Origin of the sequence: Hallerella sp., assembly GCF_022776125.1 — a bacterium.
GTDB lineage: Bacteria > Fibrobacterota > Fibrobacteria > Fibrobacterales > Fibrobacteraceae > Hallerella > Hallerella succinigenes.
This window is the reverse complement of the sequence record NZ_JALFIA010000079.1, coordinates 1-24651: the sequence shown is the minus strand read 5'-3', so window position 1 is coordinate 24651 and position 24651 is coordinate 1. Positions and strand designations below refer to the sequence as shown.

Here is a 24651-nt window from a genome sequence, read left to right as displayed (position 1 = left end):
GAGCATGGCGAATTCTCTGGATACGTTTTTGAATTATGCGTTGCAGATTGGCGCTTCGGATTTGATTTTGGCGGAAGGACTTGTGCCTGCTGTGCGTATTGCAGGACAGGTGCGCATGATCCCGGATGCTCCAAAATTAGAGTTCGGCGATTTGGAAAACTTTTTAGGTCCGCTAGACGGAGAAAGCGGAGCTTTTCGCGGTGGCCCGTGGGAAAATATCGAATGGCGCGTGCGCTATTCACGTGAAGCTTTCGGCAAGATGGCGACATTGCATCCGATTGGCTTGGACGCTCCGATGCTCGCTTCGCTAGAGGTTCCGGATTCGGTGACGAGCCTGCTTGGCGCCTGTTCGGGAATTGTTCTGTTTGCAGGTCCGATGGCGTGCGGTAAGACGACGACGGCTTCGGCTTATGTTTCGGAACTATGCACAAAGAAGGTTCTCCGCGCGAGCTTCCTCGATCCTCTGCCGGAATACAAAATGCAGACCGGTCAGAGCCTTGTCAAAAAGAACCGCGCACATGTATCGCTTGTCGATGAAATCGCCCAGAACGTTCTTTCTGGAACCGACCTTTTCTGGCTCGGAGATCTGCAAGCGGAATCCTGCGTCCCCATGCTCAAAGCCGCAGAATCGGGCGCGCTTGTCGTCGCCACGGTCAATGCAGGCAGTGCCAAGGACGTTTTGACGTATCTGCTTTCCGCAGAAACCGCGGAAAATAAAAAGCTCGCCCAGACGCTTCTCGCCGCAAACTTGAAGGCGATTGTCACGCAAAGGCTTATCCTTTCTGCAGACCAGACATCTCTTGTTTCGGCGTGGGAAGTGCTTTACAACGACACGAACATTGCACCGCTCATTCACGCAGGCGAATATTACAAGGTTCCTCAGGCGATGCGTTCCGCTATTTCGGAAGGAATGCTCCCGCTCGACGATTCCTTGCTCGCACTGGTGAAGGATAACCGCATTACGAAGGATGCGGCTCGCCTTTACGCGGTCGATGAATCGCACTTTCTGTAGTCGGTAAAAGGAGAACGGCTCATGAGCATTTTCCAAAGCGGATGTGCCGCAATCCTTTTTGCAAGTGCATTGATTTTTGCGCAAGGCGAAACTGTCGTTTCAACGCAAGATTCTGCCGTTTCAAATGAACAGCTCGTTTCAAACGAACGGTCTGTTTCAAACGAACAACCCGTTCCACAAAAAACGGTCCTTTATCTCGGCGGGGGAGCATATTCTCCCTGGTATTCGCTCGGCGTCTTGTATGCGGTGCGTGATTACCGCATTCCGGTGGATTCTGTCGTGGGAACATCTTGGGGCGCATTCATCGGAGCCCTTTGGAGTCAAGGCTTTGAACTGGACAACATCCAAAGATTGATCACAGACTCGCTTTTTGTTTCTCAGCTTCTTTCTAAAAATGCAGCGGAAAAGCCTTTGGTGAATCTTCCGATTTCCAAATCGGGAACACCGTCGCTTGCCTTCCGTTATGCGTTCTTTGGGGATTCTGATGGTTATGCGCATTTTCGTGCAAAAGATCTGGATCCGGATTCCGCCGCTTATAGCCGGGCCCTTTTTCGCTTTCAAATTCAAGAGGCTTTAACGCGAGCGGATTCCAGTGTGGTACCGTTTACCGCACTCGCCTGCAAAGAGGGAACTCTTCTTTCGTCAACGGCCTTGGCTTCGCTTCCGTTCCGCGAAACTTCGGGGGAAAACTGCCCGACTTTTGTGCCACAGGATTCCGCTTTTGCCCTTTACGTGAGCGCGTATCCGCTGCGAAAGAGCCTTTCGCACGACGGTGTGATGACTATTGCCGGCTTTGAAAACGCTCTGGAACAGGTGCGCCTGCAAAAAGAAGATTCCTCTCGGCATTTGGTCGTCATCCGTCCGCATGTCGTTTCGGAAGATTCGCCGCTTGCCTTGATGCAGTTGGGTTACTCGGATGCTGAAAAGAAAATGGGGGAGCTTGCTCCGATTGCCAAATTTGCCAAGGATCGCCCGCCTCCACAAGATTCCATTCTTCCGCGCTTTACCATTGAACCGTCTTTTGAAAGTTTGCCGTCTGCTTCCTATTCGCATGTATCTGCGTATTGGAACGAAGCGGATACAGGTCTTCAGGCACCGGCCAAGTTCTTGAAGCGGATTTCTGAATCGCCTTTCTATGATTCTGTACAAATTAATATGGACTCCGTGGGCATCGCCAAAGTCTCGGCAAAGACAACTCCGATTCTAGAATTCCGAGTGGGCGGTTTCGGGTCCAATCTTTTTGGGCCTCTTGCTTATGCGGGCATGGATTTTCGCTATGTGAATCAGTTTGAATATGCGTTTACCGTGGACGGCTATGTGGGGGAACATTCTTACGCGGTCCGTCCGACTCTTGGAATTCACGGTATGTTCGGCGGTCGTGGAAGCGTTTCCGTCCAAGGAAATATTTCCAAGCGGGAACCGCTCAAAGGATATTTTTCGGATTTCGACGAGGAACTTCGCATTCTGGAAGTCCGCGAAAACGATTTGACTTTAGCCTTGGATTACAAGGATTCTGCATTGGACATCGTCGTGAGCGTTCTCCTTGGAGAATCGGAATTCAAAACGTCTCTTTCGGAAGATTTCGGAACGTTACATGTGAATTCCTGGATTCCGCAGGTTTCTCTTGTTCGCAGTCGGGGAGGCTTTGAAGAATGGTTTGGCAGTCGCGGTTACCGCTTGCAGGGAAACTTAGGGCTGCGGTCGGTGAACCTTACCTCCGATGGCTCGGGAAGCGCTCCGCTGTATTTTTCGTCGACGCTCGATGCGCAAAAGGCTTTTGCTCCGACTGATTTTCTAGCTCTTGGAATCGGAGCGTCGGGGGCTGTAAATGTGCGTCGGAAATCGGGCTACGGTTATGAATATCCCGAAGATCTGGAAGTCTTTCCAGAGGTGACGGATCCTGCAATCAGCAACTGGTTTCGCTTGCACGCGGCACTTTCCCCTTGGAGTGAAGCCTGGAATTTTGCGGAACAAAGCTCGCATCATTACGGAGCGATCCGTGCAAATGCGGGCTTGCTCAATGGAATCTTTGGCGCCTGGATTTTTGGCGCGTATATGCGCGACTTTGAAGAGAATCCGACCGTGGAACTCGATGCTGACAGACTTCTCTTGGAATCAATGCTCCGGGTTGCATACCGCAGCGTGGACGTACGCGTCGGTATGAGCCGTCTAGTTTCCTTAAAAGATTTTAGCGACTTCACCCATGTGAAGCAGTATCACTACTTCTTCCAGGTCGGCGCGAATTGGTAAGGCTTATTCGCCGCGGTTCCGAGCGGCGGTCGACTTGAACTTGTTGTGCTGTGACAGCGTCCTTGCAAAGAAATGCGTTCCCGAACCGTCGTCTTTGGCGACAAAGAAAAGCGCATCCGTGTTTGCTGGGTGGAGAGTCGCTTCGATTGCCTTGCGTCCTGGATTAGAGATCGGGCCCGGCATCAGCCCGCGGAAGCGTCTTGTGTTGTAAGGGCTATCGCTTTGCAACTGGCTTCGGTAGATCGGGCCTGTCAGGTTGCGGTAGATAAAGCGGACCGTCGGGTCCGCTCCGAGCGAAATTCCTTGGCGCAAGCGATTCACAAAAACGCCTGCAATCATTGCGCGTTCGTCGGTCTTGCCCGTTTCTTCTTCGACAACGCTTGCAAGGGTCAGTACCTGGTGCCATCCGCCGAGCTCGTTCCAGAGGGGGCTGTTCAAAGCTTCCATCTCGGACTTGAGCTTCAGGTTGGCTCTTACCATCTGCCGGGCGATGTCCTTTTCGGTTGCGCCGTATTCTATTGGGTATGTATCCGGGAGCAGATAGCCTTCCAAGCTGTGGGCGTTTATCCCGAGTTCCTTGGCGAACTCCGCATCGTGGACGAGGTTTTCCCATTGGGTAGAATCAAAGTCCGGGATGGCTTCTCGGAAGTAGGCGGGCATTTCCCAAGAGGCTCGGCCTTCCGGAATCGTGACCTTACGCGTGGCGGTCTTTCCCGAGGAAAGAATTTCGGCAAGACTTGCGATGCTGGTCTTGGGCGGAATATCGTACCAGCCTGCTTTCAACTGGATTTTTTCGAGTCTGCACCACCAGGAAAACAGTTTGCCGTTTGAAATCAGGCCGTTTGCTTCTAAAATTTTGCCAATTTTGACCGCAGAGGAGCCGTTTTCCACCTGGAAAGTGGTCCAATTTTCGGTTTCAGAAGGGGCGAAAATACGCTGTTTGGCAAAATAAAGCGATCCTGCGGCGAGGAAAGCCAATATGAGGAGTGCGAAAAAAAATTTTTTCATATGAACCGAATATAAAAAGAAAAAATCCTTGCCATTTTGCAAAAATAAAGGATATATTTGGGATAAAGATTTAGGAAAAGGGTATCCCCTATTTATCGAGGATGTGAAATGACTAAAAAGATTTTGTTCTGCCTTCTTGCTGTGATGGTTGTTGCTGCTATGGCTGCTCCGAAGACGGTGAAGTCCAAGCGCGGTGATATTGACCTGACTAAGACCAAGGGTGGTTCCGATGTGGTTTGTACCGCTGCTTTCACGGATGAACTTCGCATTGTGAAGGATGACGGCGATGCCGTTCTCGTGAAGGGTGCCTGCGGTCAAGGCTGGGTTGGCAAGAGCGCTGTGGAATATGTCGCTAAGGCTGAAGGCGATAAGTCTTTATCTCTTGAAGGCGTCGACGTTGTTGGTTGGTTGGATAACCCGAGCGCCGTGTTCGTTCTTGATGCAGACGCTGCTGAATTTGACGGTGTGAACATCGATCGTGACTTTAAGGAATACCTTCAGCACACGATGGACCGTGAAACGATGGAAATGCAGAACAACGAAAACTAATTCGTTTATCTGTCACAAAGGTGCTCTCGCAATTCTGCGGGAGCGTTTTTGTTTTCAATGACCAAGATGTTTTGCTGAAGCGGATGGAACAGGCTTTGACGGCTGTCGTTTTGAGATATTGGAACGCAAAAGAAAAAGGCCCGCAGAGTTGCGGACCTTTTCGTGGAGATAAGGGGAGTCGAACCCCTGACCTATAGATTGCGAACCTATCGCTCTACCAACTGAGCTATATCCCCATAGATTGCGGGCTAAATATATCTTAAGAAAAATCCCTTGTCAAGGTGTCCAATCAATTTCCGCAATTCCCTTGCTCTTCAAAAAAGCGTTTGCCAGGCTAAAGTGTTTACAACCAAAGAAGCCCCTATAAGCAGAAAGCGGGCTCGGGTGCGGGGCTTCCAAAATCAGATGGCCGCGGTTCTTGGCGACGAGCATTTTTTTGCGAATGGCAAAGCTTCCCCACAGCAAAAAGACCAGGTTTTCCTTGCGTTCGGAAAGGCGCTGGATAATCGTATCGGTAAACTGTTGCCAGCCGATCTGAGAGTGGGAGGCAGCCTGGTGCGCGCGGACGGTCAGGCTTGCGTTCAACAGAAGAACACCCTGGTGTGCCCAGTTTTCGAGGTTACCGCTCTGTGGAAAGGGGATGCCCACGTCGTCGTGGAGTTCCTTGAAAATGTTCACAAGGGACGGTGGCGGCTGGACGCCGTCGGCTACGGAAAAGCAGAGCCCGTTTGCCTGCCCCGGATTGTGGTAAGGATCCTGGCCGATGATGACCGCTTTGACCTTGTCCACCGGGCATTCGTCGAGGGCTGCAAAAATCTGCGGTCCCGGCGGGTACACGGTGTACTTCTTCTTTTCTTCAGTAAGGACTTGTTTCAAGTGCAAAAAGTACGGCTGCTCAAATTGGTCTTTGAGCATTTCCAGCCATGTCGGATCTAACTTCACCATGTTTCAAAAATAAGAAATTGCGGACGCGTTAAAGAGCTTCGGCTAGAATCGCTGTCTTTTCGCCTGCAACGCGCGTATAAAAGAGAATCGCTTCGCGTCCCCCCTTGGGGGCGAGACGCTTGATTTCGGCTTCTGGGACAATCTCTACGCCACGTTTTTTAAGGGTGAGCTTGCCGACGTCGAATTCCTTCAAAAGCTTTTTGACTTTGCCGGTTGAAATCGGGGCGCTGCCGAGGACGCGGAAGTTATGGAATGCTTCGCTATCGAGTGGGCAATTGCTTGCCGCATAGGCGATGCCTGCAGAAATCAGATGTGCATCCGGTGCGGATTTTAAGGCGGCTTCGGCAAAGAGATGGCTGCGGACAAGAACAGGAATCGGTTCTGAGATATAGGCGCTGAGTTCTCCGAGGGGAAGTTCTTTGGCTGTCGATGAGGCGCTTTCAGAAATCCAACTGTGAGCGCTTCCTTGGTTGTCAATGGCTATGGCGCGGGTCTTGCCCGGGTTTTCGGCGAGGGCACCAAAGAGAACAAGGCATTCGCGGCAATCGTTTTTCGCGCCTAAATAAATGATTTCGGCGTCTGCGGGAAATTCTTCTGTCGGGTATCCCGGGGGAAGCTTTGCCATACCGCCCTTGTAGAGCCTAGAAAGTTCAAGGACTTCGGCAAAGGTCGGGGTGAGCTCTGAAAAGTTTCGCTGGTTATCGCCTTCCTTGGCGCGCCGGGCGGGATCGACGGTAAAGTAATCGCTCCGCTTTTCAAGGGTGCGGATATCGGCGAGGATCGCTTCACGGGGAGCGCCTAAAGCTTTGGTGTTAAAGCGATACATGGCGACGCGTTCTTCTGAAAGGTCTACGCCGCGGACCGGAATCCCTTTGCTCAAAAAAAAGCTGTCGCCGCCCATACCGCAGCAAAGATCGTCGATCGAAGTCGCCTTTTCAAAAAGGCGTGCTTTAAAAATTCCGATATCGGCGGCGGTGGACTGCTCCAGGGCAAGCTTATCGCAGGCGAGGAGCGCATCTGTTCCAAATTTTTTACGGTACTTGGGAACGAGCGCAATGTAGTCGAGAATCGGTCCGCGCAAGTCGGCGAAAGGGCCTTTCGAGATTTTTTCGGCGAGCTTTAGAACATCCGTCTTCTTTTGGACAGCTTCGTTCACAAAGCGCGCAAATTCAGCGTTTTCCCAAGGAATGCTCTGCATTGCGGCGGTTATTTCGGCATGCGTGTGCGCGCGATTTCGTAAAGGCCAAGAGACAGAGCCACGGATGCGTTATAAGACTGGGCTTCCGGATTCATTGGAATGCGAAGAATGTCGGTGCACTGCTTGCCGATAAACGGCGGAAGGCCGACGTCTTCACCGCCCACGGCGAGAACGATCTGGTCGCCGAACTTGTAATCGACGAGAGAAATTTCTGTGGCCGCATCCAGTCCAAGAACCTGGTAACCGGCCTGCTTGAGTTCGCCGATGGTCGCTTCGAGATTGTCCGGACGGCAGATGCGGAGCTTGTCCACAGCGCCGGTAGAAGCTCGGGTGACAGTCGGAGTCAGGCCGCACATTCCCTTCGACGGCATCAAGAAAATGTCGGCGCCGAGTCCGAGGGAAGAACGGATGCATGCGCCGAGGTTTCTCGGGTCTTCGATGTTTGTTGCGACGACGACGAGCTTGCGTTCGCCTTTTTCCTTGGCGTCGAAGAATTCGGACTTGACGTCCTCCCACTTGAGAAGTTCCTTTTCGTTGCAGAGGGCGACAACGCCCTGATTTGGAACGGCATAGGAATCCAGAATGCGGGCTTCCACCTGCTGCACGTGAATGCGATTCTTCTTCGCCATCTTCTGCAAGTTGTAAAGCTTCGGATTTCCGGAATTGTGACGGAAGAGTACGCGGTGTACCTTCATCGGGGAATTCGTCAAAAGTTCAGTGACTTCGCGGATGCCGCCGACAGCTGTCTGCGGAGCGCTTTCGGCATCGCCCAAGGCAACGTTCACCTGGTTTGGACGCGGACGGGCATCTTCGCCTAGAAAACGGCGCGGTGCGCGGTCACGGCGAAAATCGCGGTCTCCACGGTTCAAGTCACGATCGCGGTTGTAGCGCGGAGAACGTCTCTGCGAAAAGGCCGGCCTTTCCGAGAAAGACGGTTCTTCTTCGTTGTTTTCGCGGCCTGCGTTAAACGGTTGCTTCTTCCACATGGGGGTTCTCCTTTTCCGGATCGTTTTTCGGGGCTACAATATAGTTCATTGGAACGTCATGTGGCTTGAGGGTTAAAGGCTTTTCGGATACTTGAGTGCTAAATGCGACGCCACATTTGATTGCCTGCGGATTCTTTTCGAGAAAACGGTCGTAATAGCCTTTGCCGTGACCGTGGCGACCTCCGTCCCAAGAAAATTGAACGCCTGGGGTCAGCACGAACGGAATTTCGCCGCGGTAAATCGGCAGTTCTTTTTTAGGCTCGTGAACGTGAAAGCGTCCTTCGACAAGGTCCTTTTCCAAATCGTGAATTTCGACAAAGTCCATGAGACCGCCGTCGTATGTAATCGGAAGCAGCAAACGGTCTTCCTTGGCGAGTTCCTGAAGGATCGGGCGAATGTCAGGCTCATCCGGGAGAGGATAAAAGGCGGCGACTTTGGCGGCGGCTTTGTAAGGCTCAAAACGGCGAATCGCTTGAACGATCCAGGCGCTTTCTTTTTCTTTGCGGGACGGATTTTTTTGCGTTTCCAAGAGCTCATCCTCCAGGTCAAACTTCAAGCGGTAAAGGCGACCCTTCCAATATTTGAAAGTCGCAACGGCTTTTCCCAAATCCTTGGGCTTAAACAGGAGCAGTGCGAGCAAGAATAAAAGCCCGAATTCCGAAAATCCGATTTCTGCGTTCATCGCGCTCTCCAGGCCATCCGGTAAGTGATTAGACTGATCCCGTATAAAATAATCATCGGAATCGCAACCCAAAAAAGTGACATCAGATCGGGTGGCGTTACAATCGCAGAAAACAGCGCAGAAAGAAAAATCACCAAGCGAAAATGCTTCAGTAGAAAATCCTTGCCCGCGATGCCCGTTCTGCCGAGGAATGTCGCCGCTACGGGCATCTGGAAAATCAGCGCGAACAGCACTTCAAACCGGAACAGAAACGAGACATAAGAAGTCTGTGACCACATCTGCATTGCGGAATTCGAATAGCCGGCGAGAAAGGAAAAAAGAAATGGAATTGCAAAAAAATAGGCAAAGGCGGCGCCTGCAAAAAAGAGGAGGCTCGCCGTGAAAACCGAAAACAGAAAAGTCTTTTTCCGCTCAGTCGGAACGGCTGGGGCGCAAAAGGCGTAAATGTGGTAAAGAAAAATCGGCGACGTCGCAAGAGCCGCGATCATACAGGCGACGAGCAGGTTCACCGAAACGCCTTCCGCGGGAGAAAGGTTCACCAGCGTCACCAGGTTTGTACCGAATAACGGAAGCTCTACAAATCGCCAAAAGAAAGGAAATTGGTAAAAGGCGATACCTGCGACAACAGCAAAGCAAGCGAGACAGGTCAAAAGTCTCGAACGGAGTTCCTGAAAATGCTCAGAGAGCTCCATCGGCAAAAGCCTTAAGCGTTACCGTTGGAATCGTTCTTGGAGTCTTCCGAAGACTTTTCGTCTTCGATATCTTTTTTCGCCTTGCGGAATTCGCGAAGTGCCTTGCCCAAAGAGGCTCCGAGTTCCGGAATGCGGCGGGCTCCTAAAAGGAGAATTGCCAAGAAAACCAACAACAAAAGTTCTGGAATTCCAATGTTCATGAGAACCTCAATGGATTAATTTGTTGTGCAAAATGCCATTCCAAATGGTGCGCTGCCAGTTCAAGAAATGCGCCGCGTCATAACGGTCATCCCAGGTCAAACCGATAGGGGAGGCTAGGGCGATCAACTGCGCCCGATTAGCAAGCATAGCCCCGTCCAAATGGAGCTCTGCGGCGCGTTCGTTTCGCCATTCCTTCAAAGTGTCGATGAGCTCGCCGTCCGGACTGATCAGCGGAGGAGGAACCTTCTGATTTTCTTCGGGCCATTCGGATTCGGGAACCTGCATGGCGTTTTGCAGCATCGTTAAAAAGTCGGTGCGACGTTCCCCAAAAAAGTTTCGGGGGAGTTTTGGCAGGTAATCTTCTCGAAGTTCCGGGAAGGAATAGGTAGCGGATCGGACTATGGCGAGCATCAGTTCGTTGCCAAAAACCTTATACGGCGGACGGTCCAGCTTTTCGGCTTCCTTTTCGCGCCATTCCCAAATGTGCTTCAGAATGTTCAAAGACTTGGATTGCAAACGGAACGAACCCGAAATGCGCCAACGTTCCGGATCTTCTTCCTTTTTTTGACGCGCTTTTTCAATCAGTTCGTTGCAGGTCTCGATCATCCAGGTGAATTTTCCTTGGGCTTTGAGCTGTTCGCCAAGCTTTGCACAGAGTTCATGCAAATAGAAGGTATCGTGAATCGCGTATTCGCACATGTCAGGCGGTAACGGACGTGTTGTCCAGTCGGACTTCTGATTGTCCTTGGGAAGATCGATGCCAAAATATTTGCGGACAAGACTTGCGTAACCCAGACCTTCTTCGCCGAGGAATTTTGCGGCGATCATCGTATCGAAAACGTGCTTGGGAGAGAACCGGTAATGATGCCAGAGCATGCGCAAGTCGTAATCGGCGCCGTGCAGAATCAAACTGTTCATGGCGCGTGTTTTAAAGATCGGGGTAATGTCAATCGGAGCAAACGGATCGACAATGTAATGATGCTCACCGATGGTAATCTGTATTAAGCAGAGACGTACCGTATAATGGTACATCGAATCGGCTTCCGTGTCGACCGCTGCGATTTCGTAGAGAGACAAGTCCTCGATAAGCTTATCGAGAGACTCTTGGTCTGCTACGAGAATGTACGGATCGTTTACCATATGAATTGTAATATAAATACTTATTCCGCTTTCGATGCGGAAGGCACTTTGATTTGGAAGGTTTTGGCGTTGCCCGCTTCATCGCGAATCCGGACCTGGAATTTTTGACCGGCAGGCGGCAAATCGCTCAGGATAAAGACAAGTTCCTTCGGCTCGGAATCGTATTCCGCATAAATATAAGGCATACCTTTTGCCGAAGCCTCGATAGCGTTTCCGTTTTCGATGCCGGATTCTTTTTCGATGACCGGAATGCGAAGAACCGGAGACATCTTTCCCGCGATAACAGCGGAATCCAAACGGACATCGCCGAGTTCCGGCGCGGTCCTGTCTTCGATAAAGCCGATGTCGCGGAGTTCATTCATGCTCGTGAAACGCGTTTGCTTCGTCTTCTTTTGCTTGCTAAAGTAAAACCAAAGGCGCGTTGTTTCGCCGAGGTAATATAGCGGAGCGTTGGCGAGCTTTGCATCGAACGAAACCGTCCAAGCTCCCCAAAAGTGCAGTCCCTTCGGATGAAATTCGTAAGCGGGAACACTGTCATTTGCAAACTTGCGGACGGCAAAGGTTCTTGTCCACGGCACATCGGCAAGCTTTGTCACGGATTGAGAGATCTTTTTACTGCTGAAGGTTGTTTCCCAAGAAAAATCCTTGGCATCTGCCGGAATTTCTGTAACGCGGATCGTATCCGCTTTTCCATTCTGTTCCAAACGGATTTCGTCTAAGTTGGGGTAGAGCGCAAGAATTTTTCCCAAAGGTTGAGGTTCTATAGGGAAGGCTTCGCAGGGATTCAGCTCTTTTCCTTCGCTGTCAAGGACCGGCATTCCCTTTCCGAAAAAGCGGAAGTTCGTCTTCAAAGAATCGGATTTGCAAAGATCCAAACCGATCCAGGTTCGGCTGAGGAACGAGAACATTTCCGGATTTTGGAAGTTTCCGCGCATCCTAGGCTTTGGACCGTTGCATTTTTCGGCAAGGATGAGTTTGCGTTTGGAAATGCGATAGTTCATGTCTTCGGTTTCAAAGGTCAGCGTATCGCCGGGATTTAATTTGTACGGATTCGGGATGTAATGCCAGTCGCCTGCGGTGTCCGCTTCTTCTGCCCAGAGAAGTTCCTCGCGGATCTGAAGCATCGAGGAGAAATGCAGGGTGTCCTTGATGATTTCTCCAATGGTTTCGTTGCCTTTTTTGAGCGTCACGCGGCGCACGGACATCGGGTTGTCTAAAGGTTCGCGACTGTAATCCGCAATTTTAAAGGTAAAGCGGAGGGAGTCTTCGCGGTTGCGAATGTCGGGAACTTCAATGCAACCGTTTTTCAAATCTTCTTCGCCGGTCAGCGCTACGTCTTCCCCTTGGAAAACGGCTGCTCCGAGAATCAGCGGATCCAGTGTGTCACCGCAAAGCACGTTGTGATGGCAAGCGTTTACAAGGTGTTCCCCGAAGCGCAGTTCCAGGTGCAAATGGGGATTTCCGATGCCTGAACTTCCCGTGTACGAAATGGTATCGCCTTTGTGGAAGGCGGGAATTTTCGGATTCACCAAAGAAACGTCGTTCTTTTTCGTTTTTTTCTGCGTATAGCGGATTAAAGAATCCAAGTGCTTGGAAAACCCGCTTTGATGGGCAAAGACCCATGTGCGGCCGAGCTTGTCTTCAAAATAGACGACCTTGCCATAGGCGTAAGGCGAAACCTTGACCTGTACAATTTTACCGTCTTCCGGTGCGATGGAAGGGAAGCCTTCCTTCATTTCTGTCGAATAGTCAATGCCCGCATGGTAACGTGTTCCGCGGTTTTCGCCAAAAGAACTGCTCAAATAGCCTAGTTTTCCAAAGGGAACATAAATCGAGTCTGCGGCAAAAAGGACTCCTGCAGAAATCGCAAGAGTCCCGGGAAAAATCCCCTTCCATTTTTTCATCATCCTATCCTTTTTTCTTAGATCAGTTTTTTGAAAAAACGCGGTTGGTGAAAGTCCGGCTTTTCGGTATTCACCGGGAAATGCACCAAGTGATGCGGACGGCGCGTCTTGTCGCCGCACTTGTAAATATTTCCGTAGATTTCTGCGATCGAAAGATTGCGGCAGCCTATCAAGAATCCCGGAATGGAAACGCGAAGTTCCCAGGTCACCTTGCCGTTTTCAAAAACCGGTTCGGTTTTGGAACGCAGAATCTGCGAATACTGGGTTTGCAAAAATTCCTTGCGGTGCTCGCGGTTCAAACCTCTTGCCGCGTAGCAAAAACCTTTGCTTGTGAATTCAAAGTTGATGTATTCGTTCGCGGAATCGAGGGCTTTCACGAAAATCTCCACGCAACTGTCTTCCCAGGCGTGCCCACCGTCATGGTCAACTGTTGCGGCGTAGCATTCGTCGGGCTCTGTCACTTGGAAGCGCACGTGCAAAAAATGGTGGTCCTTCAAAATGTGGACAATCACTTGGGGAAGCGTATTTTCATCGCCGTTATCCCAACGGCCGTTCGGAATAAGTTTCATATTTTGAAATCTAACAACATTTTTGTCAAAGCAAATTTGCTAGATTGTTTTTGGACTTTTTAGGGAGGTTCCATGCTCGATTTGCCTGTCATTCAGATGGTGCGCGACTCCGATGTCGCAACGATGGTTATTCTTTGTATTTTGGCCGTGATGTCGCTTATGTGTTGGGGAATCATCATTGTCAAAATGATTTTCTTTAAGAAGAACCAGCATGCGAACGCAGTCTTCTACCGCCAGTTTGAAAAAATCGAACGTTTTGTGGACTTGAAGGATCTTTGCGATAACAGCGGAGCTAGCGCGCTGAAGAGCTTGACGGAAGAAGTCCTGATTGAAGCGTCCAAGTTCAGTAATTTTGTGAGTTATGATTCCATTCAGCATCGAGCATCCCTTTTGGAAGATACGATCCAGCGCTCGATTGAAGGTATCCGCTTGAATGAAAACCGTCATGTGAACTTCCTCGGTATGTGTGCAAACCTCGCCCCGTTCTTCGGCCTTCTCGGTACGGTTTGGGGCATTATGACGGCTTTCTTTGAAATCGGTCAGCACGGCTCTGCGGATTTGGCAGTCGTCGCTCCGGGTATTGCAATGGCTTTGATCACGACGGTGGCGGGCCTTGTGGTCGCTATTCCGGCTTCGGGCTCTTACAACTATTTTGTCTCCCGTACGGGTGAAAATGAAATCGCTTATTACAACTTTGGCAGCCGCATGCTCAGTCTCTTCAAACGCGGTGACCTTCTCGCTCTTGAAGAAGTCGCAGGCTAAGGAGTTCTTGTGAAGCGCAGTCGCGGTAAACCGATTAACCAAGAGATGAATCTCACGAACATGATCGACGTCGTGTTCGCGATTCTCATCGTGTTCCTCATTTCCGCTCCGTTGATGAGTCAGGGGATCAAGGTGGAACTTCCGAAGGCGGAAGCCCCGACGATGGAACAGGAAAAGATGTTGAAGGTTTCCATCAATAAGCAGAGTGATATCTACGTCGCCGATATGAAGGTGAAGTTGAAGGATTTCAACAGCATTTTCAAATCGCTGTGGGATGGAAACATGCCGGTCGTTATCAATGCCGACGCATCGGTGGATTACGGCCATGTGATGAAGGTCGTGTCGCTTGTGCAGAATGCGGGAGTCACCAAACTCGGATTCTTGACTCTCCCGGACGAAAAGTAAAACGCGTATAGGTCATGGCAGCAAAGAAGCAAAAAGAGAATACTCCATTCTTTCAGAGTGGATGGAACGGCAAGCTCCCGAAGATTGTCGCGATTTCTTTGTGCTTTCATTTGATGATAGTGATTGGCATCGTCGTTTTGAACAAGTTGAATTTTGAAAGGGAACCGGAACCGGTCAAAATTTTTGAATTGGTGCAACTCCAGCAACCGCAGAAGGTAGCCCCTCCCAAGGCTCGCCCTAAAAAGCAGCCGCCGAAGCCCGAGCCACCGAAAGAAGTAAAAAAGGAACAGCCTAAGCCGAAGCCGGAAGTGAAAAAAGAACTTCCGCCCGAACCGAAAATCGCAAAGGAAGAACCGAAGCCGGAACCAGAACCGCAGCCCGAACCGGAAGAACCGCAGGAAGAACCGGTAGAAGAAACGATGGATTTGCCCGAAGACATGGATCTTCCCGACGAAATCGCTGAAGAATCCGGTTTGAATCCTGTCGGCTACGTGGATATGGACCCGCTGATGCAGGTGTACCTGGAACGCTTAAAGCAAATCATTATGCAGCACTTCAATCCGCCTTCAGGTTTGAATGTGACAAAGAGTACGAAGACTTCGGTACAGTTTACGGTGGACCGCTTTGGCAACATCACGGATATTTCGTTAAGACGATCTTCGGGAAATAAGACATGGGATAATCTTTCGGTGCGAGCCATCAAGATTTCCAAACTCCCGGAACTTCCGCCGAACTATCGTGCACCTGCGCTGTCGCTCAACTTCAACTTTACGCCGAATTGAGCTGGCACACGGCTGGGGGATTAAAAACTTTGTATTATTGAAATGATGCTATCAAAATTGAAATTTTTTGCTTTTGCTCTTTTTGTCGCCTGTACAAGCTCTTTTGCTTTGGTCGATACGATTTCTGTCGATGTTGGAATCGCGGTGTCGAATACGATGCCGATAGGTCTTGTACCATTTGATCAAGAAGCGGATTTTGAAGCGATTTCCTCGAAACCGGATCAAGTTTTAAAACGGGACTTTGAACTTTCGGGCCGTTTTTCGGTCGTGGAAAGCCCGACTTTCAAAATGGTGACTTTTGTTCGCGCCGGTGCAAAGTTCTATGTGACGGGAAAACTGCAAAAGGCGGAAGGTTCCAAGGTGAAGCTTTCTTGCTATCTGTATGCGACACAGACCAAGGATTTGATCCTCGGGGAAGCTTACAAGGTGGCGCAGAAGGATGTGCGCGCAGCTCTCCATGATTTTGTGGACAAGGTCGTGAAACAGCTCTGGGGTGAATTCGGCATCGCTTCGACGGAGCTCGCCTGGGTTTCTAAAGTCGATGGCGTGAAGCAGATTGTGGTCGCAGACTACGATGGTTATAACCGTCGTCAGTTGACTCATGATACGACAATCAGCATGATGCCAACCTGGACGAAGGACAACAATTCGATTATCTACGTGAGCTTCCGCAATGGAAAAGCTCAGCTTTTTGAACGGGAACTTTATACGAGCAAGGAACGTCGCCTGTTCCCGGATAAGTCGCAGACCTTTAGTCCGGCGGTAAATCCGAAAACAGGTGAAGTTTTGTTTGCGGCCATTCACGGCAATACGACCACGGTTTATTTGGGCGATCCGAAGACCGGTGCCAATCATAAGGTGATGTACGGACGCGCTTCGCAGGTGAGCCCTTCTTGGAGCCCGTTTGGAACGGAAATCCTTTATACGAGTGACCGTGGCGGTAGTCCGCAAATCTTTGTCATGGGCAGGGACGGTAGTGATGCGCGCCGTGTGACTTTCATGGGCAATTATAATGAACGCGCTTCCTGGTCTCCGCAGGGGGATCGTATCGTCTACACTTCGATGGACGGCGGAAAGATGAATATCTACACCTGCGCCATCGACGGTTCGGACATTGTGCAGCTCACGAGCAATGCGGGCAACAACGAACATCCGACTTGGTCTCCGGACGGCATGCTGATTGCCTTCTCTAGCGATCGCTCGGGCTCGCATCAGATTTATATCATGCGCAAGGACGGCACAAATGTCACGCGCATTACGAACAGCGGCGACAATACCGCACCGACGTGGTCCTGGTATTCGCCGGAACGTCAGAAACAAATTTCAATTCAAAATGAAGGATGGTAGAACAATGAAAAAGATTCTTTTGCTGACTATTTCTGCAGCTACGGCATTTGCTATTGTCGCATGCTCCAAGAATAAGCCACCTGTAAATCCGGTGGTGAAGGAAGAACCGGCGGCTGTTTCCGCTGAAGATACCGCTGCCGCGGCTCCGGCGAAGGCGGATTCTTTGGAAAAGGCTCGCTTGGAAGCGGAACGCCTTGAATCAGAACGCTTGGAAGCCGAACGCGCTCGCGTAGAAAAGCTCATTAACGAACTCATGTCGGACGATGTTTACTTTGACTTTGACAAGTCCGAACTCACCGAAAAGGCGAAGGAAATCTTGACCCAGGTCGGCGACATCCTGTTGAAGGAACCGCGCTTTGTGATTGTCGTGGAAGGCCATACGGATGCTCGTGGTACCGAAGATTACAACATGACTCTCGGCAGCAAGCGCGCGATGAAGGTGAAGGAATTCCTCTCCGCTTACGGTGTGGGCAATGAACGTATGGAAACGGTGAGCTACGGCAAGGAAAAGCCGAAGGCTGCTGGCGAAAGCGAAGAAGCTTATGCCCAGAACCGCCGTGCGAATTTCAAGGTCAACATCAAGAAGTAAGCGACTTTAGATTCCCAGCTCTCGTCGCTGGGAGAACCTTTTGATTTTGAGGTCTTCATGAAACGTTTGATTCTCGGATCTTTGATTTGTGCTTTTGCACTCACGTCTTGCTCAAGCGTGACACTTCTCCGTACAAAGGAGATGAAAGCGGTCGGCGATGATGTGAAGAAAGATGTGCAAGAAGTAAAAGAGGAAGTGAAAGCTTCGACGGAAGCATCCAAGGCTCGTATTGATTCCTTAGAACAGGTAATCGACTCGCTCGCTTTGGTGCAAAAACGGATGAAAGTGGAACTTTCCATGCTCTCTTCCAAGATTGCAGAAATCAGCGATCGTAACGACAGCCACCACGAAGAGTTGCTCTACCGTTTGGACTTGCTTCTCGGCAAATCCGACAAAATCCTTTCGAAAAAAGTGGTGGTGAATGGTCAAACGGCTGTGGCTCCGGCAGACAGCGATGCGATTTCTGCAGAAAAGATGCAGACTCTTGATTCGCTGTTCAATACGGCTCGTGCAGACTATCACAAGGGTGAAGTCAAGCTCGCTTATTCGGAATTCAAGCAGATCTATGAAGAATCCAAGAAGGGTCAAATCGCAAGTGATGCTCTTTATTGGATGGGCGTCTGCCTTGCGGATGCAAATCAGATGGATAAGGCAAAGGTTGTCTTTGGACGCGTCGTCAAGGCTTTCCCGGACGCTCCGAAGACCTGCGCTTCGCTCTTGAAACTTTCGAATATCGCCGCCTCGGAAGGAGATTTGAAAACACAGAAACAGTATCTGCAGACGATTCTCGGTACGAAGAGCTGCTCCGATTCGAATGAATTCTTGCAAGCTGCGGAAATTCTCGAAACGATTCTGAACAGCGAAACGGCAACGGAACCTGCTCCTGTGGATTCGACGAAGAAGTAACAGTTATCAGAGACGTTGAAAAAAGGCTTTACTGCGAAGTAGAGCCTTTTTTTGTCAATTATCTTTTAGAGTGCTGGATCTTTAACGCCGTTTTCGGCAAAAGCCTTGGCGCGGTCGATGCATGTTCCGCAGGTTCCGCAGGGCTTTTCCCCGCCTTCGTAGCAGCTCCAGGTAAATTCAAACGGGACCTTCAAATCGAGACCTTTTTTCACCACGTCCGCTTTGGACATTCCTGCGAAGGGGGCTTTGACTTTCACGAGTCCATAGGTTCCAATAGAAATCGCCTTTCCCATGGTATTCACAAAGTCCGTGCTGCAGTCCGCATAGGCGTTGCCTGCGGCGTCGTCTCCGTGAGCGCCTAAGTAGAGCGTGACTTCGTCTTTTTCAAAGAGGCTCTGGGCAAGGCTTGCGCACACGCTCAGCATGAGTCCGTTGCGGAAAGGCACATACGTGGAAACTTTTCCGTTTCCGTCAGGACCTTGTTCCGCGATCTGCTCGGCGTAGCTCTTGTGCGAAATTTTTTCTGTAGAACCGGAAAGGAGCGAGCAGTTCGAATACTGCATGACCGAGGAAAGGTCGAACTCGTAATGGGGAAGCTTGTAGAAGTTTGCGATTGCTTTCGCTGCTTTGAGTTCCTTGTCGTGCTTTTGACCGTAAAAGATCGAGGCCGTTGCCACGTTTTCACTGCCGAATTTTTCAACCGCCATGGCTACACACACGGAGGAATCCACACCGCCCGAAGAAAGGACAATCGCTTTTTTCATTTTGGACTTCCTAAAGTTACTTGTGAGAACGTCTGTCGATCGAGGCGAAAAGACGGTCCGTTGCACGGGTTTCGTAAACGGTTCCCGGTTTGCCGTAGCAGGCGAACGGGTATATCGAAATTCCGCCACGCGGCATGAACACTCCTTCCACTTCAATGTATTTCGGATCCATGAGCGCAATCAGATCCTTCATGATGATGTTCACACAGTCTTCATGAAAGTCGCCGTGATTGCGGAAGCTGAACAGATACAGCTTCAGCGATTTGGATTCCACAATGGACTGATCCGGAATGTAGTTGATGTGGATGTCGGCAAAGTCCGGCTGACCGGTCTTCGGGCAAAGCGAAGTGAATTCCGGGCAGTTCAGCATCACCATGTAGTCATTTTCGGGATGCTTGTTCGGAAACTTTTCAAGCAACTTCGGATTGTAATCGTAAGTGTACTTGGTGTTTTGATTGCCAAGCAACGTGACGCCTTCGAGTTCATTTTCGGAACGGCTCATCCAAGTCTCCTTTTATCCAAAGAGATCCGGGGACTCGGAATCCGAATGGACGCTGCTTTCTTCTTCATGGGCGGCGCCCTTGATTCGGGTGAATCTCTTGACCTTCTTGGCTGTGAACTTACTGCCCAAAGCCTTGTATGTCTTGATTTCGGCGAGTTCCGTCAGATCGAGTTCTTCCTGTTCCACCTTGTGACCGGACTGATAATCCATTGTCACGCGGGCGTCTTCCGTAGAGAAGAATTCAATCATCTTGGTATCCGGATGATCGGAAAGGATGTTGAATTCGGTCGTCGTCGGGCAGGTTTCGAGCGTAAAGCGCTTGACCATGTAATTGAAGTTTTCGCCTTCAAAGTACAAAACGGTGAAGACGCGCTTCGGATCGTACTTGCCAAGATAGAGAATATCCGTGCCGACAAGAATCGGATCCTTCATTTCGTGGAGCTTTGCCATACCGTTGTTGCGGATGGAAATCAGCTTTTCTTCGTCTTCGAAGGCTCCGATGCGGTCGCCCTTCTTTTGGGTACTGACGATGCCGGAAATGGCGTCGAAGTAGAAGATCTTGGCGCCGAGCGTGCTTTCGCCGTCGCTTACCTTTTTAATCGAACGGACCGGGTACTTGGTCACAATGTTACCGACTGCGTTACGGCCCTTGATTTCGACTTCGGAGAAGTCCACTTCGAAGTTGAGCTTGACGCGTGGACGTGGCTTGAGAACGACCTTGACCGTTCCCGCTTCGCCGTTGGCATTCGAAGAAATGTAAAGAATCTTTGTGCCCGGCTTGCCCTTGCCCATCGGGTAATCTTTGTTACGGGTAATGCCGCCGACGTTAAAGCGCTTGATAAGAGCCGGACCGTCTTTACCGTCTTGGTAAATGACGTTGTAAATGCGGCGTTCGTCGTCCTTGTTGAATTTTTCGACAAGAACGATGTCTTTGCCGACGAAGTCCTTTGCAGAAACTTTTACGATTTTGTAGGAACCGTCGTTCTTGAACACGATGATGTCGTCGTATTCGGAAACGTCGAACAGGTATTCTTCCTTTTTAAGATCGGTTCCGATAAAGCCTTCCTTGCGGTTCACGTAGAACTTCTGGTTGGCCATGGCGACGTGCACTGCATCGACCTTGCCGAATTCCGCGATCTGCGTTTTGCGTTCGCGGCCTGCTCCGTACTTCTTTTGGATGTTTTTGAAGTGGGCGACGGTATAATCGATGATGTTTTCCAAATTGGCATGGATTTCCGCAATGTGGTCGTCCAAGCTTTTCAAAAGTTCATCGGCCTTTTTACGGTTAAAGCGGGCGATTTTCGACATCGGGAGTGCGGCAAGCTTTTCGATGTCTTCGGTCGTCACTTCGCGACGGAGCTTTTTCGTGAACGGCTTTAAGCCTTCATCGATCAGCTGGATCATTTCGTCGTGGTCTTTCGCCTTTTTCATGACTTCGTAGACTTCTTTTTCGATGAAGATCTTTTCGAGGCTGGTCGCGTGCCACTTTTCTTGCGTGTGCTTCAGGTCGTTTTCGAGTTCCCACTTGAGCAAATGCTTTGTGTGGTCGACGCTCAACTTTAAGAGCTCAGAGGTCGTGGTAAAGCAAGGCTTTTTGTCGATGATGACGCAGGTACATGGAGAAAGCGACTTTTCGCAGTCCGTGAAGGCGTAAAGCGCTTCGATCATCTTCTGCGGTTCGGAACCCGGCAAAAGGTGAATCACGATTTCAACGTTTTGAGCGGTGTCGTCGTCCACGCGCTTGATTTTGATTTTGCCCTTGTCGTTGGCGGCGACAATCGATTCGATGAGGGAGCCGGTCGTTGTGCCGTAAGGAATTTCGCTGATGACGAGGGTCTTTGCGTCTTGGACTTCGATTTTCGCACGAACTTTGATCTTTCCGCCACGGGCACCGTCGTCATAATGGGAAACGTCGATTGTACCGCCGGTAAAGAAGTCCGGGTACAACGTGAACTTTTTGCCCTTGAGATAGGCGACGCTTGCTTCGCAGAGTTCGTTAAAGTTGTGTGGCAGGATGTAGGTCGAAAGACCAACTGCAATACCGTCCACGCCCTGCGCGAGGAGCAGTGGGAACTTGGCCGGGAGAGTGACCGGTTCCTTGCGGGTACCGTCGTAGTTTGGAATCCATTCGGTGGTTTCCGGATTAAAAAGGATTTCTTGCGCAAACTGCGAAAGACGGCCTTCGATATAACGGCCTGCGGCGGCACCGTCGCCTGTTAGCGGGTTTCCCCAGTTTCCTTGCGTATCGATCAGCAAGTCCTTTTGACCGAGACCGACAAGGGCTGTATAGATGGATGAGTCTCCGTGTGGATGGTAGCGCATTGTCGCGCCGACCACGTTCGCCACCTTGATCAGGTGACCGTTGTTCATTTCGGAGAGCGTGTGCAGAATACGGCGTTGCACCGGTTTCAAACCGTCTTCAAAATACGGAACGGCACGGTCGAGAATCACATAGCTCGCATAGTCGAGGAACCAACCGTCGTAAAGCTTTTCCAAATGGTTCGCGTTCGAAAGTCCGAGAATCGCGGTATCGCTCTTGACGTCGGCTTCGGGAGCGTTTGCGTACTTATCTTCGATATCACTCATTACAGTTCCTCCACCGCGTTAGCGCGTAGGTTTTGCACAATGCGGTTCTGACGTTCCGGTGTGTTCTTGCCCATATAGTAGCCGAGCATTTTGCCAAGAGAAGCGTCTGGAGGTGAAACAACGCTTTCGAGGCGCATCGTTTCACCGATGAACTGGCGGAATTCATCCGGGTTGATTTCACCAAGACCTTTGAATCGGCTGATTTCCAAATCCTTGCCGGCAAGAACTTGGGCAGCTTCGTCACGTTCCGTTTCGTCGTAGCAATAAAGAACTTTGTTCTTCTTGGAATTGCGAACGCGGAAAAGCGGGGTCTGCAAAATGTAAAGATGACGTTGTTCTACAAGTTCCGGGAAGAACTGCAAGAAGAATGTCATGAGCAGCAGTCGAATATGCATACCGTCCACATCGGCATCGGTTGCGATAATGACCTTATCGTAACGAAGAGAATCGAGACCGTTCTCGATGTCGAGCGCGTGCTGCAACAAATTGAATTCTTCGTTTTCGTAAACGACTTTTTTGGTAAGGCCGAAGCTGTTGAGCGGCTTACCGCGCAGGCTAAAGACAGCCTGGTTTTGCACGTTGCGCGCCTTGGTCAGTGTACCCGATGCAGAGTCACCTTCGGTCAGGAAGATCATGGTTTCCTTGTGAACCGGATTCTTGGCATCTGTTAAATGCACCTTGCAGTCGCGAAGCTTTTTGTTGTTCAGGTTCGCCTTGCGGGCGCGTTCGTTGGCGAGTTTACGGATGCCTGCGATATCCTTGCGTTCGCGTTCGCTTTGCTGGATGCGGGTAAGGAGAGCCTTTTCCGCTTCCGGATACTTGTGCAGGTAATTGTCCACTTCGGTCGAAACGAAGTCGACAATCCAGGTGCGGAGAGATGGACCGCCCGGAGCCGTCGTGGTGCTGCCGAGCTTTGTTTTGGTCTGGGATTCAAAAACCGGTTCCTGGATGCGGACGGCGATTGCAGCGATGATGCAGTTGCGGATATCCGACGGATCGAGGTCCTTTTTAAAGTGGTCGCGGACGCCTTTCACAAAGCCTTCGCGGAAAGCCTGCTGGTGGGTACCGCCCTGGGTCGTGTGCTGACCGTTCACAAAGCTGAAGTAGTGTTCGCCGTACTGGTTGCCGTGCGTGAAGGCGATTTCGATATCTTTCGTCTTTAGGTGGGCAATCGGATAGCGGAGGGTGTCGTCGACACGGCCCTTGAGCAAATCGAGAAGGCCATTTTCGCTCGTGTAAACCTTGCCGTTCATCACCAGGGTAAGGCCTGTGTTCAGATAGGCGTAGTTCCAAATCTTTTCTTCCATGTAAGCCGGAAGATAGCGGTAATTCTTGTTGAAAATCGTCGCATCCGGCGTAAAGATGATCTCTGTACCGGTCTTTTCGTCCGATTTGCATTCCCCGTATTCTTTGATGAGGACGCCCTTGCTGAATTCCGCCTTTTTGCACTTGCCGTCACGGAAACTCTGGACGATAAACTTGTCGGAAAGGGCGTTCACAGCCTTGGTACCGACGCCGTTTAAACCGACAGACTTCTGGAACGCTTCGGAATCGTATTTGCCACCGGTATTCATCTTGGAAACGCAGTCCACGACTTTACCGAGAGGAATTCCTCGCCCATAGTCACGGACGCGGACTTCACGGTCTTCAATCGTAATTTCAATTTTTTTGCCGGCGCCCATCACGAATTCATCGATTGAGTTATCGATGATTTCCTTTGCGAGCACATAAATACCGTCGTCAGGGCTCTGGCCGTCCCCGAGTTTGCCGATGTACATACCCGGACGCATCCGAATATGTTCATGCCATTCCAACGATTTAATATTGTCTTCTGTATATCTTACTGCCATAAATTTTTGAACCTAAATCGTCTAATTGAATTCAAAGCGTGCAAAAATGAGTAAAATTCGGGAACGAACTTGCGGGTTCGGTCCAAAATACAGACCAAATATAACAAAAATTCAAAACAGTGCACTCGTGTGCAGTGAAAATTTGATTCTATAAATGAGTTCTATGCATGTTGTTGAATAACTACTACTTAATCGTAAATGCATATGAATTACGCCTTCGGTGGTGGATTCTTCACGATTCTAAAAAGATTTAGGACAGATGTGTTCCAAATAAATTCTAGATTACGTTTCCGTAAGATTATTTTAAGGAAATGAATGGAAGACTCTGATCACGGCTGTGGGCTCGAAAGCCGGTACCGCCCTCAAGTCCACCAGCGGCTGGGGAAGCCTCAAAGGCGTGAGCGGCAACGGCACGGATGCTTTCGGTTTCTCGACGTTGCCTGCCGGTTACAGGGACCTCCTTGGGAAATACAACAGCGAGGGCAGCTTCGCGCAGTTCTGGAGTTCTACGGAGGACAAGTCCCTAAACGCGTACTGCATGTACTTGGGCTACGACGTCGACTTCGCGAGCCTGGACGGCACCGGCGATAATTACACCGGGTTCTCTGTCCGTTGCCTCAAGGACTAGGTTGCCAACCGCCAACGGCGGGTAAGTGGCCGTCGCAGGTTGGGCAAGTCCACCTTGTTGAAACCCGGTACGAGGGCTTTGATTCAGTCACCTACCCCGACTGGGAGTCGCTTTTTAGGGCTTTCAACTACAGGTGCGCGAAGGGCTCTACGCTCTGCCTGGACGAGTTCCCGTATCTTGTGAAATCCTGCGAGATGTTGCCCTCTACGCTGCAGAAGCTGCTGGACGAAAAGTCCTTGAACTTCAACCTGGTGATTTGCGGCTCGTCGCAACAGATGATCTTCGATGTTGCCCTTGACGAAAAATCGCCATTGTATGGGCGTGCCCATGAAATTCTCCGGTTGAAGCCTATTCCGGTTTCTTACTTGCCTTCTGCGTTGAAAATTTCGGCAAA

General features: G+C 50.4%; 23 protein-coding genes, 1 tRNA gene and 2 pseudogenes. 11 read left to right on the top strand and 15 right to left on the bottom strand.

Annotated elements, in window-relative coordinates; all coding sequences use genetic code 11:
- The first annotated feature begins 4 nt into the window (after nt 1-4).
- Entirely contained in the window at nt 5-1012 is a 1008-nt protein-coding gene (locus MR847_RS09295) for an ATPase, T2SS/T4P/T4SS family (protein ID WP_106519082.1), read from the top strand.
- Nucleotides 1013-1033: 21 nt separating this feature from the next.
- Nucleotides 1034-3262, top strand: coding sequence for a patatin-like phospholipase family protein (locus tag MR847_RS09290; protein WP_287723602.1), 2229 nt, complete (start codon nt 1034-1036; stop codon nt 3260-3262).
- A gap of 3 nt (nt 3263-3265) precedes the next feature.
- Here the strand turns inward: MR847_RS09290 and mltG are convergent, their stop codons facing one another.
- Nucleotides 3266-4270, bottom strand: a complete 1005-nt coding sequence (gene mltG, locus MR847_RS09285; protein ID WP_100426123.1) for an endolytic transglycosylase MltG — start codon at nt 4268-4270, stop codon at nt 3266-3268.
- A 108-nt stretch (nt 4271-4378) separates the two neighbouring features.
- Here mltG and MR847_RS09280 point away from each other — a divergent pair, with 108 nt between their 5' ends.
- Nucleotides 4379-4819: a hypothetical protein gene (locus MR847_RS09280; RefSeq protein WP_100426124.1), complete on the top strand. Its 441-nt coding sequence runs from the start codon at nt 4379-4381 to the stop codon at nt 4817-4819.
- A gap of 163 nt (nt 4820-4982) precedes the next feature.
- On the opposite strand, the gene MR847_RS09275 is transcribed toward MR847_RS09280, so the two are convergent.
- The 10 genes from MR847_RS09275 to MR847_RS09230 all read right to left on the bottom strand — a co-directional run bounded on the left by MR847_RS09275 (nt 4983) and on the right by MR847_RS09230 (nt 13172).
- A tRNA-Ala gene (locus MR847_RS09275) sits at nt 4983-5055 on the bottom strand.
- A 40-nt stretch (nt 5056-5095) separates the two neighbouring features.
- The gene (ung, locus tag MR847_RS09270) at nt 5096-5764 is read right to left on the bottom strand and encodes a uracil-DNA glycosylase (RefSeq protein WP_106519079.1); all 669 of its coding nucleotides are present in this window, start codon (nt 5762-5764) and stop codon (nt 5096-5098) included.
- Between the two features lie 28 nt (nt 5765-5792).
- Nucleotides 5793-6962, bottom strand: a complete 1170-nt coding sequence (locus MR847_RS09265) for a class I SAM-dependent methyltransferase (RefSeq protein ID WP_287723601.1) — start codon at nt 6960-6962, stop codon at nt 5793-5795.
- 8 nt (nt 6963-6970) lie between these two features.
- Nucleotides 6971-7948: a TrmH family RNA methyltransferase gene (locus MR847_RS09260; protein ID WP_287723600.1), complete on the bottom strand. Its 978-nt coding sequence runs from the start codon at nt 7946-7948 to the stop codon at nt 6971-6973.
- A complete protein-coding gene (locus MR847_RS09255; protein ID WP_287723599.1) occupies nt 7926-8630 on the bottom strand; it encodes a 5-formyltetrahydrofolate cyclo-ligase in 705 nt (234 codons plus the stop codon). Before MR847_RS09255 ends, MR847_RS09260 begins: the two co-directional genes overlap by 23 nt.
- Nucleotides 8627-9322 carry a twin-arginine translocase subunit TatC gene (gene tatC, locus MR847_RS09250; RefSeq protein ID WP_287723598.1) on the bottom strand — a complete coding sequence of 232 codons (696 nt, stop codon included), beginning with the start codon at nt 9320-9322 and terminating at the stop codon, nt 8627-8629. Before tatC ends, MR847_RS09255 begins: the two co-directional genes overlap by 4 nt.
- A gap of 11 nt (nt 9323-9333) precedes the next feature.
- Nucleotides 9334-9522: a twin-arginine translocase TatA/TatE family subunit gene (locus MR847_RS09245; protein WP_106519076.1), complete on the bottom strand. Its 189-nt coding sequence runs from the start codon at nt 9520-9522 to the stop codon at nt 9334-9336.
- 7 nt (nt 9523-9529) lie between these two features.
- Nucleotides 9530-10663 (bottom strand): ribonuclease D, encoded by a 1134-nt coding sequence (locus MR847_RS09240; protein ID WP_100426131.1) that lies wholly within the window; start codon nt 10661-10663, stop codon nt 9530-9532.
- Between the two features lie 20 nt (nt 10664-10683).
- Nucleotides 10684-12570, bottom strand: a complete 1887-nt coding sequence (locus MR847_RS09235) for a M23 family metallopeptidase (RefSeq protein WP_287723597.1) — start codon at nt 12568-12570, stop codon at nt 10684-10686.
- Between the two features lie 14 nt (nt 12571-12584).
- The gene (locus MR847_RS09230; protein ID WP_277352385.1) at nt 12585-13172 is read right to left on the bottom strand and encodes a carbohydrate-binding family 9-like protein; all 588 of its coding nucleotides are present in this window, start codon (nt 13170-13172) and stop codon (nt 12585-12587) included.
- Nucleotides 13173-13208: 36 nt separating this feature from the next.
- Between MR847_RS09230 and MR847_RS09225 the strand changes: the two genes are divergently transcribed.
- Genes MR847_RS09225 through MR847_RS09200 form a run of 6 tightly spaced genes read left to right on the top strand, consistent with a single transcriptional unit; the run spans nt 13209 to nt 17927 of the window.
- Nucleotides 13209-13898 (top strand): MotA/TolQ/ExbB proton channel family protein, encoded by a 690-nt coding sequence (locus MR847_RS09225; protein ID WP_287723596.1) that lies wholly within the window; start codon nt 13209-13211, stop codon nt 13896-13898.
- A gap of 9 nt (nt 13899-13907) precedes the next feature.
- Nucleotides 13908-14303, top strand: a complete 396-nt coding sequence (locus MR847_RS09220) for an ExbD/TolR family protein (RefSeq protein ID WP_100426135.1) — start codon at nt 13908-13910, stop codon at nt 14301-14303.
- Between the two features lie 14 nt (nt 14304-14317).
- The gene (locus MR847_RS09215) at nt 14318-15085 is read left to right on the top strand and encodes an energy transducer TonB (RefSeq protein ID WP_100426136.1); all 768 of its coding nucleotides are present in this window, start codon (nt 14318-14320) and stop codon (nt 15083-15085) included.
- 57 nt (nt 15086-15142) lie between these two features.
- A complete protein-coding gene (locus tag MR847_RS09210) occupies nt 15143-16432 on the top strand; it encodes a beta-propeller domain-containing protein (protein ID WP_287723595.1) in 1290 nt (429 codons plus the stop codon).
- 4 nt (nt 16433-16436) lie between these two features.
- The gene (locus MR847_RS09205) at nt 16437-17021 is read left to right on the top strand and encodes an OmpA family protein (RefSeq protein WP_287723594.1); all 585 of its coding nucleotides are present in this window, start codon (nt 16437-16439) and stop codon (nt 17019-17021) included.
- Between the two features lie 57 nt (nt 17022-17078).
- A complete protein-coding gene (locus MR847_RS09200; protein ID WP_287723593.1) occupies nt 17079-17927 on the top strand; it encodes a tetratricopeptide repeat protein in 849 nt (282 codons plus the stop codon).
- 65 nt (nt 17928-17992) lie between these two features.
- Here MR847_RS09200 and queC read toward each other — a convergent pair whose 3' ends face one another.
- The 4 genes from queC to MR847_RS09180 are packed head-to-tail and all read right to left on the bottom strand — an operon-like array spanning nt 17993 to nt 23629.
- Nucleotides 17993-18691, bottom strand: coding sequence for a 7-cyano-7-deazaguanine synthase QueC (queC, locus tag MR847_RS09195; protein WP_100426139.1), 699 nt, complete (start codon nt 18689-18691; stop codon nt 17993-17995).
- A gap of 16 nt (nt 18692-18707) precedes the next feature.
- On the bottom strand, nt 18708-19193 hold the full coding sequence (queF, locus tag MR847_RS09190) for a preQ(1) synthase (protein WP_100426140.1): 486 nt from the start codon (nt 19191-19193) through the stop codon (nt 18708-18710).
- Between the two features lie 12 nt (nt 19194-19205).
- Nucleotides 19206-21779: a DNA gyrase/topoisomerase IV subunit A gene (locus tag MR847_RS09185; RefSeq protein WP_287723592.1), complete on the bottom strand. Its 2574-nt coding sequence runs from the start codon at nt 21777-21779 to the stop codon at nt 19206-19208.
- Nucleotides 21779-23629 carry a DNA topoisomerase IV subunit B gene (locus tag MR847_RS09180; RefSeq protein ID WP_287723591.1) on the bottom strand — a complete coding sequence of 617 codons (1851 nt, stop codon included), beginning with the start codon at nt 23627-23629 and terminating at the stop codon, nt 21779-21781. Before MR847_RS09180 ends, MR847_RS09185 begins: the two co-directional genes overlap by 1 nt.
- 322 nt (nt 23630-23951) lie before the next feature.
- Here MR847_RS09180 and MR847_RS09175 point away from each other — a divergent pair.
- Nucleotides 23952-24257, top strand: a pseudogene (locus MR847_RS09175) (FISUMP domain-containing protein); the annotation flags it as partial.
- 194 nt (nt 24258-24451) lie between these two features.
- Nucleotides 24452-24651, top strand: a pseudogene (locus MR847_RS11095) (ATP-binding protein); the annotation flags it as partial.

Bases quoted from the DNA above. Each gene is read 5' to 3' on its own strand.
- MR847_RS09295 (WP_106519082.1), top strand. From the start codon at position 5: ATGGCGAATTCTCTGGATACGTTTTTGAATTATGCGTTGCAGATTGGC.
- MR847_RS09290 (WP_287723602.1), top strand. From the start codon at position 1,034: ATGAGCATTTTCCAAAGCGGATGTGCCGCAATCCTTTTTGCAAGTGCA.
- mltG (WP_100426123.1), bottom strand. From the start codon at position 4,270: ATGAAAAAATTTTTTTTCGCACTCCTCATATTGGCTTTCCTCGCCGCA.
- MR847_RS09280 (WP_100426124.1), top strand. From the start codon at position 4,379: ATGACTAAAAAGATTTTGTTCTGCCTTCTTGCTGTGATGGTTGTTGCT.
- ung (WP_106519079.1), bottom strand. From the start codon at position 5,764: ATGGTGAAGTTAGATCCGACATGGCTGGAAATGCTCAAAGACCAATTT.
- MR847_RS09265 (WP_287723601.1), bottom strand. From the start codon at position 6,962: ATGCAGAGCATTCCTTGGGAAAACGCTGAATTTGCGCGCTTTGTGAAC.
- MR847_RS09260 (WP_287723600.1), bottom strand. From the start codon at position 7,948: ATGTGGAAGAAGCAACCGTTTAACGCAGGCCGCGAAAACAACGAAGAA.
- MR847_RS09255 (WP_287723599.1), bottom strand. From the start codon at position 8,630: ATGAACGCAGAAATCGGATTTTCGGAATTCGGGCTTTTATTCTTGCTC.
- tatC (WP_287723598.1), bottom strand. From the start codon at position 9,322: ATGGAGCTCTCTGAGCATTTTCAGGAACTCCGTTCGAGACTTTTGACC.
- MR847_RS09245 (WP_106519076.1), bottom strand. From the start codon at position 9,522: ATGAACATTGGAATTCCAGAACTTTTGTTGTTGGTTTTCTTGGCAATT.
- MR847_RS09240 (WP_100426131.1), bottom strand. From the start codon at position 10,663: ATGGTAAACGATCCGTACATTCTCGTAGCAGACCAAGAGTCTCTCGAT.
- MR847_RS09235 (WP_287723597.1), bottom strand. From the start codon at position 12,570: ATGATGAAAAAATGGAAGGGGATTTTTCCCGGGACTCTTGCGATTTCT.
- MR847_RS09225 (WP_287723596.1), top strand. From the start codon at position 13,209: ATGCTCGATTTGCCTGTCATTCAGATGGTGCGCGACTCCGATGTCGCA.
- MR847_RS09215 (WP_100426136.1), top strand. From the start codon at position 14,318: ATGGCAGCAAAGAAGCAAAAAGAGAATACTCCATTCTTTCAGAGTGGA.
- MR847_RS09205 (WP_287723594.1), top strand. From the start codon at position 16,437: ATGAAAAAGATTCTTTTGCTGACTATTTCTGCAGCTACGGCATTTGCT.
- MR847_RS09200 (WP_287723593.1), top strand. From the start codon at position 17,079: ATGAAACGTTTGATTCTCGGATCTTTGATTTGTGCTTTTGCACTCACG.
- queC (WP_100426139.1), bottom strand. From the start codon at position 18,691: ATGAAAAAAGCGATTGTCCTTTCTTCGGGCGGTGTGGATTCCTCCGTG.
- queF (WP_100426140.1), bottom strand. From the start codon at position 19,193: ATGAGCCGTTCCGAAAATGAACTCGAAGGCGTCACGTTGCTTGGCAAT.
- MR847_RS09185 (WP_287723592.1), bottom strand. From the start codon at position 21,779: ATGAGTGATATCGAAGATAAGTACGCAAACGCTCCCGAAGCCGACGTC.
- MR847_RS09180 (WP_287723591.1), bottom strand. From the start codon at position 23,629: ATGGCAGTAAGATATACAGAAGACAATATTAAATCGTTGGAATGGCAT.